General features: G+C 44.1%; 11 protein-coding genes. 7 read left to right on the forward strand and 4 right to left on the reverse strand.

The window, feature by feature from the left end; all coding sequences use genetic code 11:
* Positions 1–16 precede the first annotated feature (16 nt).
* The 4 genes from KJB35_RS11170 (at position 17) to KJB35_RS11185 (ending at position 7,042) form a co-directional block, all read left to right on the forward strand.
* Positions 17–1,192: a DegT/DnrJ/EryC1/StrS aminotransferase family protein gene (locus KJB35_RS11170; protein WP_213885608.1), complete on the forward strand. Its 1,176-nt coding sequence runs from the start codon at positions 17–19 to the stop codon at positions 1,190–1,192.
* Positions 1,193–1,467: 275 nt separating this feature from the next.
* The gene (locus KJB35_RS11175; RefSeq protein ID WP_130544807.1) at positions 1,468–3,456 is read left to right on the forward strand and encodes a nucleoside-diphosphate sugar epimerase/dehydratase; all 1,989 of its coding nucleotides are present in this window, start codon (positions 1,468–1,470) and stop codon (positions 3,454–3,456) included.
* Between the two features lie 168 nt (positions 3,457–3,624).
* Entirely contained in the window at positions 3,625–5,724 is a 2,100-nt protein-coding gene (locus tag KJB35_RS11180) for a YjbH domain-containing protein (protein WP_213886529.1), read from the forward strand.
* Between the two features lie 151 nt (positions 5,725–5,875).
* A complete protein-coding gene (locus KJB35_RS11185) occupies positions 5,876–7,042 on the forward strand; it encodes a nucleotide sugar dehydrogenase (protein WP_054574233.1) in 1,167 nt (388 codons plus the stop codon).
* A gap of 95 nt (positions 7,043–7,137) precedes the next feature.
* Here KJB35_RS11185 and tpiA read toward each other — a convergent pair whose 3' ends face one another.
* The gene (gene tpiA / locus KJB35_RS11190; protein WP_005384863.1) at positions 7,138–7,908 is read right to left on the reverse strand and encodes a triose-phosphate isomerase; all 771 of its coding nucleotides are present in this window, start codon (positions 7,906–7,908) and stop codon (positions 7,138–7,140) included.
* Positions 7,909–8,177: 269 nt separating this feature from the next.
* Between tpiA and KJB35_RS11195 the strand changes: the two genes are divergently transcribed.
* The 3 genes from KJB35_RS11195 (at position 8,178) to KJB35_RS11205 (ending at position 10,630) form a co-directional block, all read left to right on the forward strand.
* A complete protein-coding gene (locus tag KJB35_RS11195; protein WP_017820736.1) occupies positions 8,178–8,525 on the forward strand; it encodes a 5-carboxymethyl-2-hydroxymuconate Delta-isomerase in 348 nt (115 codons plus the stop codon).
* A gap of 162 nt (positions 8,526–8,687) precedes the next feature.
* A complete protein-coding gene (locus tag KJB35_RS11200) occupies positions 8,688–9,110 on the forward strand; it encodes a DUF805 domain-containing protein (protein ID WP_213907986.1) in 423 nt (140 codons plus the stop codon).
* 1,253 nt (positions 9,111–10,363) lie between these two features.
* Positions 10,364–10,630 carry a GIY-YIG nuclease family protein gene (locus KJB35_RS11205; protein WP_373417398.1) on the forward strand — a complete coding sequence of 89 codons (267 nt, stop codon included), beginning with the start codon at positions 10,364–10,366 and terminating at the stop codon, positions 10,628–10,630.
* On the opposite strand, the gene KJB35_RS11210 is transcribed toward KJB35_RS11205, so the two are convergent.
* From KJB35_RS11210 to glpX, 3 genes are all read right to left on the reverse strand, one after another.
* Positions 10,624–10,974 carry a DUF3135 domain-containing protein gene (locus tag KJB35_RS11210; protein WP_047101873.1) on the reverse strand — a complete coding sequence of 117 codons (351 nt, stop codon included), beginning with the start codon at positions 10,972–10,974 and terminating at the stop codon, positions 10,624–10,626. The genes KJB35_RS11205 and KJB35_RS11210 overlap by 7 nt on opposite strands.
* A gap of 160 nt (positions 10,975–11,134) precedes the next feature.
* Positions 11,135–11,755, reverse strand: coding sequence for a metalloregulator ArsR/SmtB family transcription factor (locus tag KJB35_RS11215; RefSeq protein ID WP_005379532.1), 621 nt, complete (start codon positions 11,753–11,755; stop codon positions 11,135–11,137).
* 384 nt (positions 11,756–12,139) lie between these two features.
* Positions 12,140–13,147 carry a class II fructose-bisphosphatase gene (gene glpX, locus KJB35_RS11220; protein ID WP_025768348.1) on the reverse strand — a complete coding sequence of 336 codons (1,008 nt, stop codon included), beginning with the start codon at positions 13,145–13,147 and terminating at the stop codon, positions 12,140–12,142.
* Between the last annotated feature and the right edge of the window lie 101 nt (positions 13,148–13,248).

Here is a 13,248-nt window from a genome sequence, read left to right on the forward strand (position 1 = left end):
TTATTTAGGTGACATCGTGCTTAATACTCCATTTTCTCCATGGCCTTCTTTTACTCAAGAAGAAGCCGACGCAGTTAGTCGTGTACTACTGTCAAACAAAGTAAACTACTGGACAGGTAGTGAGTGCCGTGAGTTCGAAAAAGAATTCGCAGCTTGGGTTGGATGTGATCATGCTGTTGCACTAAGCAATGGTACCCTTGCACTTGATGTCGCGCTTAAAGCGTTAGCGATTGGTGAAGGGGACGAGGTTATTACGACGCCTAGAACGTTTCTGGCTTCTGCGTCTTCTATTGTTACGGCTGGCGCCAACCCTGTGTTCGCGGATGTGGAGCTCAATAGCCAAGCCATTACGGCAGCGTCGATTGAAGCGGTCCTAACTCCTAAGACTAAAGCGGTCATCGTTGTTCATTTGGCTGGTATGCCGGCAGAAATGGATGCCATCATGGCGCTTGCAGAAAGACATGGTTTTTATGTTATTGAAGATTGTGCTCAAGCACATGGCGCGAAATATAAAGGCCGCAGTGTCGGCACAATTGGTCACATTGGTGCTTGGTCATTCTGTCAAGATAAGATCATGACGACAGGCGGTGAAGGCGGCATGGTGACCACGAATGATAAAGATTTGTGGTCAAAAATGTGGTCTTACAAAGATCATGGTAAAAACTATGACGCGATTTATAACCGTCAGCATCCACCAGGCTTTCGCTGGTTGCACGACAGCTTTGGAACCAACTGGCGTATGACTGAGCTACAAGCTGTGGTTGGTCGTATTCAATTGACTCGCATGTCAGAGTGGACGGCAAAACGCCAAGCCAATGCGGCACAAATCGATGAGGCTGTTGCAGATCTCAATATCGTTCGACGCGTTCACGTGCCTGAGCATTCGCAGCACGCTGAATACAAACATTACCTTTTTGTTGAGCCTAAACATTTGGCAGAGGGCTGGACGAGAGATCGCATTGTGGAAGCCATTGTGGAACGTGGTGTTCCGGCTTATCAAGGTAGCTGCTCTGAGGTGTATTTAGAAAAAGCATTTGATAATACGCCATGGCGACCAGAAAAACGTTTGCCGAATGCAGTGCTGTTAGGTGAAACCAGTTTAATGTTTTTGGTTCATCCAACATTATCGTCAGAAGAAGTCGCTAAAACGTGCGGTGTGATCCGTGAAGTGTTGTTAGAAGCGCAGAAGTAAACCAGTTCAGTCTAAGTGGGACGCATAAATAATAGTGCTTTAATATGTCGTTATTTATGTTTTCCTGTAACAGCGTCCCACCACTTGATGAAAATGTAAAATGTCTGCTACGCAGATTGCTTAAAAGATGCGATGCAGTGAGAGAATATGCAATTAATGGTTCTATACATAATCATCAGGTTGTATAATCTTTGCTCAGGCTATCTCATAATATTAACTAGCATTACCACCAAACTCTAAAAATAAACTTGGGGTAATGAGGCTTACATACTGTCATGATTGAAAATAATTCCAAACTTAACGTCATTTGGTCTTTACCGAGATATCAAAAGCGCCTTATTAGTATCGGAGTGGATTTCTTTATTATCTCTGCTGCTTTTATGTTTGCTTATTGGTCTCGCATTGGTGAATTCCGCCCACTTCCAGATACAAGCAGTAACTATGTACTGTTGGCAACCATTGTGTGTACGCTTGCTGTTTTTGTCTCGTTTGGCCTCTACCGAGCGGTGCTACGCTATTTAGGCTTTCATGTTCTGGCAGTCGTCGGGTTGGGTACGATTCTATCTGCGCTTTGTGTGGCCAGTTTTGCTTTTGCATTTGATGCCCAACTACCACGCTCGATTCCTTTTATTTATGCCGCTTTTCTTGCGATCGGGGTAGGGACTAGCCGTCTGCTGGTAAGGAGCTTGGTTGCTCAATCGGTACACAAAGCTGGAGCGCCAGTTCTTATTTATGGTGCGGGTAGTGCCGGTCGTGAGCTTGCGTTTGCGCTGCGACAATCAGAAACCTACCGAGTTATTGGCTTTGTCGACGAAGACAAAACGCTTCAAAACACAATGCTAATGGGTTACCGAGTCTATACAGCGGATAACGCGATGAAGGCGATTAGAAAGTATGAAGTAAAAAAAATCTTACTTGCTATTCCTAGCGCTTCAAACAAACGCCGTAAGGAAGTCTTAGATAGAATTTCTAAACTGCCCGTTGAAATCCAAACCGTTCCAGATATGAAAGATATCCTTACGGGTAAGGCGAAAATTGATGAACTGAAAGAGGTTCCGATTGGTGATTTGTTAGGTCGAGACCCTGTTCAGCCGCAACAAGTATTAATGGAAGCGAACATCAAGAATCAAGTAGTGATGGTGACGGGAGCTGGTGGTTCAATTGGCTCTGAGTTATGTCGTCAGATTTTAAACTACTCGCCAAAATCATTGATCTTATTTGAACTGTCTGAATTTGCGTTGTATCAGGTGCACAGTGAATTGAGTCAAATCATTAAAGCTAACAATCTGAGCATTGTCGTCGTTCCATTGGTTGGCTCTGTGCAGAGACAAAATCGCTTAGAAACTACCATGAAAGCCTTTGAAGTGGACACGGTTTACCATGCTGCGGCGTACAAACATGTTCCGCTGGTGGAGTACAACGTTGTTGAAGGTGTAAGAAACAATGTGTTTGGTACTTACTATACAGCGCAAGCGGCGATTGATGCAGGTGTGAAGAATTTTGTTCTTATTTCTACTGATAAGGCTGTTAGACCAACGAACGTGATGGGTGCGACTAAACGTATGGCTGAGTTAGGCCTACAGGCGTTGGCGGAGCAACAAAACCGAATTCGTGAGAGCAACCCTAATCTGGGTACGCGTTTCTGTATGGTGCGCTTTGGTAATGTTTTGGGTTCGTCTGGCTCGGTAATTCCTGTATTCAAAAAACAGATTGAGAAGCGAGAACCTATTACGGTCACCCACAAAGACATTACTCGATACTTTATGACAATTCCAGAAGCGGCCCAGTTGGTTATTCAAGCTGGGGCGATGGGTAAAGGTGGCGATGTATTTGTTCTCGATATGGGGGAGCCCGTTAAGATTGTCGATCTAGCGAAGAACTTGGTTTACCTGTCAGGGCTTGAAGTTAAAGATGAAAACAATCCTCATGGCGATATAGAGATTCTCTTCACAGGTTTGAGACCGGGAGAGAAGTTATATGAAGAGCTGTTGATTGGAGATGACAATGTTTCCGAAACGGCACACGCACGTATTATGACAGCGCAAGAAAGTTACCTACCACTAAAAGAGTATGAAATCTTAATCGACAAGCTCGATGTCGCCTGTCACAACTTCCAACACGAAGTGATTCGTCGCTTGTTACTCGATGCTCCTACAGGCTTTAATCCGGTGGACGGCATTGAAGATCTCGTATGGAAGCAAAATACTCGCACTGCGGAGTTATATACTTTTGAACCAAAGCAAAGTAATGCAAGTGAAACTTGATGCTTTTGTCTGGTTGGTAAATAATAGAAAAATTAATAAGATATGTTGTCTTGGTGCTCGCAGTGGTGGTTTGTTTACTACGAGCGTAACGTGAACATGTCGTAATCTCAAAAAGGCACTTCTGAGTGCCTTTTTCTGTATTCAATACATTAACAGTGGCTAAAACTGATGGCACAGAAAACGATAAAAACAGGGATAGCAGCATTATCGCTGCCGCTATTGGTAAGTACTTCTCTTACCGCTCAGGAGTTGGCGACGCTACCTTCGAACCAAAGCTTTACCGGATTGACTTTTACGCCCAATGCACAGTCTTTAAATTACGGCGATTTTTCTTTTACGTACGCTCAAGGCTTACCATTTAGGACGGCAGTTCAAGATTTAGATTCTCTAAAATTCTCGTTCGGTATGTTTGATGGCTTGGAAGCTCACGGAAGAATTGTAACGGATGACTATACTTCAAATTGTTTTTACGATTGTGGTGATACCCGTGATTTATCTATGTCTTTCAAGTATCAGGTCCCTAACTTTTGGGGATCGGAGAATCTCGACTTTGCTCTAGGTATTCAGGACTTAGGTGGCTCAGCCAATCAGTTCAGTACGAAATATGCGGTTGCAGATTACTCGTTCGACTTTGCTCCGGTTCGCGTTTCTGCAGGTTATGGGCTTTCTGATATCGAATTAGGTGTGATGGATGGCCCATTCGGTGGTATTGAATATCAACCATTGAGCTTTTTGCAGGTTAGCGGAGAATACGATGCTGTGGAGTTTAACTCTTCGGTTAAGCTTTTTACCCCACAAGGCACATTGCCTTATGATGTGACAGCCTCGCTCAGTTATCAGCTCTACTCTGGCCACAATACTGATGAACAAAATATTTGGAACGCGGCACTTTCAGTACCTCTAGTTACTGGGTATACACGTTCTCGCGATTACTCGCGCAATAATCTCACGTTAATGGAAAAGCTGTCTTTGGAGCAGAATAAAGCTAAAGAGGCTTCTATCTCTGCTTTAGTGAGCGCGCTTCGTAATGAAGGCTTTGTGAATATTCAAATCGGTTTGCTGAATCAAACAACAGTAGTGGCGCTAGAAAACCGTCGTTATAACCATAACCAAGTAGATGGTTTAGGTGTTGCTATGGGGATCATCTCTAGCCACCTCGGTCAAAACGCGGTATCAGAAGTGGGTGGTGATTCAGAGCGTATTGAGCTATTTATGCTCGCAAACCAAAAGCCCGTTGTTAGTGTGCAAGCGAATTCAACGTGCTATCAGAGTTTTATCAATGGTTCTGCTGCGTGCGAGGATATTAAGTTCACGACACGAGATTTAGCCGAAAAACTTGAGTTGGTTAACTGGAAAACAGAGCGCGTAAATAGCGGCGCACTAGACTCTCAACTTGTCTTTTCACCAATGGTTCGTCATGCCGTTGCGACCGAGTTTGGTGTTTATGACTACTCTTTTGCGATGTCGAGTAACTTATATACCTACCTTTGGTCTGGCGCGGCTGTCGATGTTCGCCATATTTTGCCGTTAGCGGAAACTGACGATTATGAAAAATGGGGATACTTTGAGGATAGTGCTTACGAAAATGATATCGAACGCGCAATGTTGCACCAATTCTTCCGTTTACCTTATGTCGATATTGCGAACCAAGTATCCGTCGGTCTGGCGAAAACAGATTATATTGGCGCGAGAAGTGAGTCTACATGGTTTTCTCAGTCTGGTGCGCACGCTTTGAGTTTGGAAATGAGCTACTTCCAGCACGTCGATGAGAAAGATGAAAATGGCTATGAAACTCTCGATCGTCAAACTTCGCTAGCTCGCTATACTTTTTCAATGCCCGAATGGGATTGGCAGTTTAACGCGACAGCGGGTGAGTTTTGGCGGGGGGATGTTGGTGCTAAGCTAACAACATCGCATTGGTTTGAGGATATTGAGGTTTCTGCTACTTATCAGGTTACTAAGTACAAAGATACTGATGAAGAGCAGTTTGTCGCTGTGTCAGTCAAGCTACCACTAACACCTTGGCGTGATATGTCTCCTAGCTTATTGCAGGTTCGAGGTAACGAAGCTTATGACTTTAATGTGATGACGCGAGTAGGCAATGACGTCAATTTCTTAAGTGATGGACAAGGTGATGAGCTTATCATGGACAACAGCATGCTACGTCGTTACTTCAACCGTGGTCGTTATGGTAGCGATTACTTTGAAGAGAATAAGATTCGCTTACGTAACGCCTACCTGCGTTACTTATCAACTCAGTTAGACTAAACCCATAGAACAGTACAATGTATAAAAGCGGCCAATGTGCCGCTTTTTTATTTTCTAATGTATGAAGCTTAGGTTGCACAATATTGTTTCACTATCCAAAAATTAAAACTATTGATATTCTGATATAAGAACTAAAGATTAGGGTATTGGAATGAAAATAGCGGTTGCCGGTACGGGGTATGTCGGGCTCTCTAATGCGATGTTGTTAGCCCAAAACCACCAAGTTGTTGCACTTGATATTGTAGAAAAAAAAGTTGAGTTGCTTAACAACAAGTGTTCACCCATTGTGGATAAAGAAATTGAAGATTTTCTGTCTAATCGAGAACTAGACTTTACTGCTACCACGGACAAAGAGCTCGCCTATAAAGGTGCTGATTTTGTTGTTATAGCAACGCCAACGGATTATGACCCACAAACCAATTACTTTAATACGGCTTCCGTCGAAGCGGTGATAAAAGATGTAATGGCGATTAATCCAAATGCTGTAATGGTAATTAAGTCTACAGTGCCTGTGGGTTATACTGCACGCATTAAGCAAGAGTTAGGTTGTGAAAATATTGTTTTCTCGCCAGAGTTTCTTCGCGAAGGCAAAGCACTTTACGATAACCTCCACCCATCTCGCATCATTGTTGGTGAGCGCAGTTCACGTGCTGAGACATTCGCCAATCTTCTAGTTGAAGGGGCGGTAAAAGAAGACATCCCAGTTTTGTTTACTGATTCTACAGAAGCTGAAGCGGTTAAGTTGTTCTCAAATACTTACCTTGCAATGCGCGTAGCTTATTTCAATGAGTTAGATTCTTACGCTGAGACGCATAATCTTGATTCTCGCCAAATTATCGAAGGTGTTGGTTTGGACCCCCGTATTGGTAACCACTACAACAATCCTTCATTTGGATATGGTGGTTATTGTTTACCAAAAGATACCAAGCAACTTCGTGCAAACTATCAAGATGTCCCAAACAGTATTATTGGGGCCATAGTGGAAGCCAATCGAACTCGTAAAGACTTTATTGCTGAGTCTATTCTCAAACGAGAACCTAAAGTGGTTGGGATATACCGTTTGATAATGAAAGCTGGCTCAGATAATTTCCGCGCTTCGTCTATTCAAGGTATTATGAAGCGTATCAAGGCAAAGGGTATTGAAGTGGTGGTGTATGAACCAGTACTTCAGGAAGACGAGTTCTTTAACTCACGTGTAATCAACGACCTGAATGAGTTTAAACAAAGCGCCGATGTGATTGTCTCTAACCGTATGGTTGAAGAACTTACTGATGTGGCTGATAAGGTGTACACGCGAGACCTATTTGGTAGTGATTAGACTTTAGTTAAGATGATCGTGTGTAATCTAATACACAAACAAAAAGGGATGCATGATGCATCCCTTTGTTATTTTTACTCTCAGTAAAAACGAGATTAAGCTTTTGCTTTAGCCGCTGCTTTAGCGATTGCTGCGAAGCTTTTCGCGTCTAGAGAAGCACCGCCAACTAGAGCGCCGTCGATGTCTGGTTGTGAGAAGTAAGCTTCAGCGTTTTCTGGTTTAACAGAGCCACCGTATTGGATGATTACTTGTGCTGCAACTGCTTCGTCTTTCGCTGCGATTAGTGCGCGGATAGAAGCGTGGATGCGTTGTGCATCTTCAGCAGTTGCTGCTTTACCAGTACCGATAGCCCAGATTGGTTCGTAAGCGATGATTGCGCCGTTTAGAGCTTCAACACCGTAAGTGTCGATAACTGCGTTGATTTGACGTGCACATACTGCTTCAGTTTCGCCAGCTTCGTTTTGCGCTTCAGATTCACCGATACAGAAAACAGGTGTTAGACCGTTTTCTTTTAGGAAATTGAATTTCTTAGCGATGAACTCGTCAGATTCGTTGTGGTATTCACGACGCTCTGAGTGACCGATGATGATGTGAGTAGCACCGAAATCTTTCAGCATTTCTGGAGACATATCGCCAGTGAACGCACCGCTGTTGTTTAGGTCAGTGTTTTGAGCACCCAGGATGATCTTGTTACCGCCTTCAGCGATTACGCGCTCTGCTAGGTCGATGTAAAGTGCTGGTGGAGCGACTGCTACGTCAACACCTTCAACGCCTTCAAGTTCAGCGTTAAGACCAGTTAGCAGCTCAGTTACCATTGCTTTGCTGCCGTTTAGTTTCCAGTTACCCATCACTACAGGACGACGCATAGGAATATCTCCCTTATCTTTAATGTAAATAGTCAATTAATGTAAAAAATCTACGTAGGAATATAACAGAATAATGTGAACAGATCATGATTGGCGTCATGTCTTGTCCGGCTTTCTTTGTTGATTCGACCAAGCATCGATCCTGTTATTTTTGTCAAAAGCAACCGATTGGTGATCGCGTAGACAGAATGATAGTTCATTCCTCGGAAATTGCTGCTGAGATTGGTATTACTACGCGCTGGAATTAATTGTTGTAGAAAGGAATCAAAATGCCAAATCTCGTTTTAGAGTATTCAAACTCGGTGGAAGAACGCGTCAATGTTCAGGGGTTGCTGGAGGATTTACATAAAACGGCGTTAGAAAGTGGCCTTTTTGAACTCGCGTCAGTGAAATCTAGAACGCTCCGGTGCCACAATTGGTTAATAGGAGAGGAGGGTGATAGCCTCGACTTTATCCATATCAACTTTGATTTGTTATCTGGTCGCTCCCAAGAACAAAAGCGAGAACTGTCACGAGCCTTGATGGCGACACTTCAAGAGCAAGCTAGTCACGTGCACAGTTTAACGGTCAATATCCGAGATATGGATATAGATAGCTTCCAAAAGGTAGTGAACTAGGTTGCGCTGAATTGCCCGAGAATAGCGAGGGGTTATTGTTACGAATTCTCAGCCCGGCTCTGCTTGTTGTAAGGTCGTTGTGGGCACCCAAGCTATCGGTGTCCTTTCCAAACTATATCGACTCGGCTAATCTATAACCTTTCTACTTTGGGGTAAAATTTGATGTCGACTAAAGAGTTACTGTTTTCTTTTCAAGGACGTATAAACCGTAAAACCTACTGGATTTGGAACGTTATTTACTATGTGTCCATTCTAGGCTTTGGTGCCGGTATCAGCCAACAGCTTCCTACTCTCTCCTATGTGCTTCTTCCTATTTTCTTGGTGGTTCTGTTGATCCCTGATTTGGCGATCACCACCAAGCGTTGGCACGACCGCAACAAATCGATCTATTGGCTAGCTCTGAATATTCCGTTGATTATCGGACGAATTGCCACGCCAATGACCAGCCCTGCCGCGCAAGAGCCGTCGACCCCACAGATGTTCGTTGCTTCCATTTCTCTGATTTGTGGTTTATGGATTCTAATTGAATGTGGTTTCTTAAAGGGAACATCAGGACCAAACCAATATGGCCCTGAGCCGGAGTAATTGCTTCAAGTATCGTGCGTGCTGAAAGTAGATTCTTAGTCGCGCTAAGGCTCGCTAGAATGACAAACTCTTTTGATTTAGAGACTGTTAAAGCCACTGTCATTCTGAACAGCGAGGAACGAGTGTGATTCAGAATCTATCATCCGATTGTACGGTGGTTTAGGTGAGCGGGAAAGAATAGGAGCTTGCTGTTACTAGATTCTTAGTCTCGTTAAGGCTAGCTAGAATGACAAACTCTTTTGATATAGAGACTGTTAAAGCCATCATCATTCTGAGCAGCGAGGAATGAGCGTGATCCAGAATCTATCGTCCGGTTGAGCAGTGGTTAAGCTGAGTGTGAAAGAGTAGGAGCTTGCTGATACCAGATTCTTAGTTTCGCTGAGGCTCGCTAGCATGACGAACTCTTTTGATGTAGAGGCTGTTAAAGCCACCGTCATTCTGAACAGCGAGGAACGAGGTGATTCAGAATCTATCATCCGGTTGAGCAGTGGCTAAGCTGAGTGTGAAAGAGTAGGAGTTTGCTGTTACCAGATCCTTAGTCTCGCTAAGGCTCGCTAGAATGACGAACTCTTTTGATTTAGAGGCTGTCAAACTCACCGTCATTCTGAACTACGAGGGACGAGCGTGATTCAGAATCTATCGTCCGGTTGAGCAGTGGTTAAGCTGAGCGGGAAAGAATAGGAGCTTGCTGTTACCAGATTCTTAGTTTCGCTAAGGCTCGCTAGAATGACGAACTCTTTGATTGAGAAACTGTTAAAGCCATCGTCATTCTGAACTGCGAGGGACGAGCGTGATTCAGAATCTATCGTCCGGTTGAGCAGTGGTTAAGCTGAGCGGGAAAGAATAGGAGTTTACTGTTGGCAGGTTCTTAGCCTTGCCGAGACTCGTTAGAATGACGAATTCTTTTGATTTAGAGGTTGTGAAAGCCATCGTCATTCTGAACAGAGAGGTGCGAGTGTGGTTCAGAATCTATCATCCGGTTGAGCAGTGGCTAAGGTGAGAGCAAAAGAATAGGAGCCTTGTTGTTACGCGATTCTTAGTCTCGCTAAGGCTCGCTAGCATGACGAACGCTTTTGACATAGAGCTTATTAAAGTCACCGTCATTCTGAACAACGAGGAACGAGTGTGATTCAGAATCTACGCATAGAGCGCTCCGAGTTCGAAATAAACTGACTGAGCTTGCGAATTACAATGGAAAAGTAACAGCGAATAATGAAGGAGAATGAATCATCGATAAGACACCTTGCGTTTATATCCTAACGTCAAATAACAACGCCGTTCTCTACATAGGTGTTACCAGTCAGCTGCCCCAAAGAATATGGCAACATAAAAATGGAGTAGTGGAAGGATTTACTAAGAAATACAACGTTCATAAGCTCGTTTACTTTGAGTTATTCGACGATATGGCTAATGCTATAAACCGAGAAAAGCAGCTCAAGCAGTGGAAGCGTGAGTGGAAGTTAGCCTTGGTAAGAGAAACGAACCCTAACTTTCTCGATCTATCTACTGAGTATCAGTAAAAATCATCCCTATCTTTAAACGCATTTAAGCTAACCACATCCGCTTTTTGTGTCGGTGCCGCTTCCCCTTCTAGCGCTGCTTTGAACTTTACGACCTGTTTTTGCAACTCGTTCATCAATACCACATTGGTGTGATGAGGGTTTTTACACGTGCTGATGACTCTATCAATGTGGCTTTGTTGAGCCCACAATCTTTCTTTCATATTTTCTGATGCGCTTTCGATCATCTCTTTCGCCATCTCATGACGAAATTGCTCAAAAGCTTCTGGGTCTCGCTCTGCCATTCGAACCATTTCATCGAATGGAGGAAGCGTTTGGGACGGGATATGACGTAGATTAGACATCGATGCTCTCCAAATCCTTATGGAAATTGCCTTTAGTTACTAAAAGCCTATACCACTAGAAAGAGGAGAGAGGATGAATTCTTCAGCCGTCTCACTTATAAGAGAAGCTTTCAAGCTTGAGATTGAATAAGTGCGGCATGTCGATGTTTGGTTGTGGTGGTTACTGTAGTTGTTGGATGCGGTAAACGCAGCGTCTTTGGCCGCTAATGATGTGTTCGGTACGTTCTACTTTGGTGTCACGTCCAAGTAAAGACTGAAAGACACTTAATTCTGACTGGCACAAGCTTGGGCAGCGAGTTGCGGCTTTACAAATCGGACAGTGATTTTCGATCAAGATGAATCCGTTCTCATCTTTCTCGAGCTCGGCCATATAGCCTTCTTGCTCTCTTAATGTGACAAGTGTTTCTAGTTTGCTTTGCAGAGAGTCGCATTGCTCAAGATGCTGACGATAACTTTGTAACGTGAGTTTTTCCCTTTCTGATGTGACTTTTTCCAGTCCATCTTTGCCAAAGATATGTTCGACAGCTTCTATAAACTGAATGGTCAACTCACCGTGACGGTCAGCAAATTGCTCATGACCTTTTTGAGTGAGAGACCAATGACGAGCAGGGCGACCAACTTTCACTTTTACGTCATGGATAGAAAGAATGCCATCATCTTCTAAACTTTGTAGGTGCTGACGAGCCCCCATGGTTGTCATACCTAGCTCAGAAGAGAGTTGTTTTGCAGTGACGGAGCCATCACGCTTAACGATTTGCAATATCCTATCTACGGTCTTCATATACCCACCATTTATACGTCAGTACATATTATGCGCGATAGGGTTAGTAAAGAAAAGTGTTGACTTAATTTGAGTGTGGATTTGTAGGGGCTATGTTCATATGAGCCAATATATGTCGTCATTCTGAACGGCGAGGAATAAGGTGATTCAGAATCTATCTTTTGGTTGAGCAGCGGTTAAGGCGAGCAGGACAGAATAGGAGTTTGCTGTTACCAGATTCTTAGTCTCGCTGGGGCTCGCTAGAATGACGAGTTCTTTCGATTTAGAGCTTATTAAAGTCACCGTCATTCTGAACAACGAGGAACGAGTGTGATTCAGAATCTATTGCCCGTTGTGCGGAAAGAAAGGCTCAAACTCAGACTGAGCGAGAGCCTCGAGAAATGCTTAAAGAATAATATCACGCACTTCTGGATCTTTACGATCTAAGTAGTGAGTCGATTTGATGCGGCGAATAGTTCGGCATCTACCGCGCACGAGCAGCGTTTCTGTGGTCGCCATATTGCCTTGACGAGAGATACCTTCCAGCAAGTCACCTTTAGTGATGCCTGTAGCTGAAAATACCACATTGTCGCTACGAGCCATGTCTTCCATTTTGAGGACAACATTCGCTTTTACGCCCATTTCATCGCAGCGTTTTAGTTCATCTGCGCCGTAAATGCGGTTTTCTTCAGTATCGCCTTTTACTTCGTGACGAGGAAGCAGACGACCGTGCATGTCACCGTCTAGCGCTCGAATTACCGCTGCTGATACAACCCCTTCTGGCGCGCCGCCAATACAGTACATCATGTCCACTTCACTGTCTGGCATACAAGTCAGAATAGAGGCAGCCACGTCACCATCAGGCACCGCAAAGACACGCACGCCCATTGCTTGCATTTCTGCAATAACGTTATCGTGGCGAGGTTTCGCAAGGGTAATAACGACTAGGGTATCAAGTGGCTTGTTCAGGGCCTTTGCTACGTTCTCTAGGTTTTCTTTTAACGGCTTTTCTAAGTCAATTACGCCTTTTGCACCAGGGCCAACAACCAGTTTTTCCATGTACATATCTGGCGCTTTAAGAAAGCTGCCTTTCTCACCTGCGGCAAGTACGGCTAGTGCGTTCGATTGTCCCATTGCCGTCATACGCGTTCCTTCAATCGGGTCGACTGCAATATCTACTTCATCACCACCAATACCCACTTGCTCACCAATGTACAGCATTGGCGCATCATCGATTTCACCCTCACCAATGACAATTTCACCACTGATATCTGTTTTGTTCAGTAGCGTGCGCATAACTTCAACAGCAGCGCCATCGGCTGCGTTTTTATCGCCACGGCCAAGCCATTTGTAACCAGCCAGAGCTGCACCTTCAGTCACACGGGAAAATGCCATTGCTAAATCGCGTTTCATGATGTCTCCAAGTAAGCAAGAGGGAAGAAGAATTTGCGCGGCGATTCTATCACAAGGTCGAGTAAACGTTTGCCTTTTTGCGAGGCTTTTACTTTATCTAA

The organism is Vibrio sp. D431a, assembly GCF_030248655.1.
Classification (GTDB): domain Bacteria; phylum Pseudomonadota; class Gammaproteobacteria; order Enterobacterales; family Vibrionaceae; genus Vibrio; species Vibrio alginolyticus.

What these genes read in the sequence shown, in the direction of transcription:
- KJB35_RS11210 (WP_047101873.1), bottom strand. Translation starts at nt 10,974, where the DNA reads ATGTCTAATCTACGTCATATCCCGTCCCAAACGCTTCCTCCATTCGAT.
- KJB35_RS11180 (WP_213886529.1), top strand. Translation starts at nt 3,625, where the DNA reads ATGGCACAGAAAACGATAAAAACAGGGATAGCAGCATTATCGCTGCCG.
- KJB35_RS11195 (WP_017820736.1), top strand. Translation starts at nt 8,178, where the DNA reads ATGCCAAATCTCGTTTTAGAGTATTCAAACTCGGTGGAAGAACGCGTC.
- glpX (WP_025768348.1), bottom strand. Translation starts at nt 13,147, where the DNA reads ATGAAACGCGATTTAGCAATGGCATTTTCCCGTGTGACTGAAGGTGCA.
- KJB35_RS11200 (WP_213907986.1), top strand. Translation starts at nt 8,688, where the DNA reads ATGTCGACTAAAGAGTTACTGTTTTCTTTTCAAGGACGTATAAACCGT.
- KJB35_RS11215 (WP_005379532.1), bottom strand. Translation starts at nt 11,755, where the DNA reads ATGAAGACCGTAGATAGGATATTGCAAATCGTTAAGCGTGATGGCTCC.
- KJB35_RS11185 (WP_054574233.1), top strand. Translation starts at nt 5,876, where the DNA reads ATGAAAATAGCGGTTGCCGGTACGGGGTATGTCGGGCTCTCTAATGCG.
- tpiA (WP_005384863.1), bottom strand. Translation starts at nt 7,908, where the DNA reads ATGCGTCGTCCTGTAGTGATGGGTAACTGGAAACTAAACGGCAGCAAA.
- KJB35_RS11175 (WP_130544807.1), top strand. Translation starts at nt 1,468, where the DNA reads ATGATTGAAAATAATTCCAAACTTAACGTCATTTGGTCTTTACCGAGA.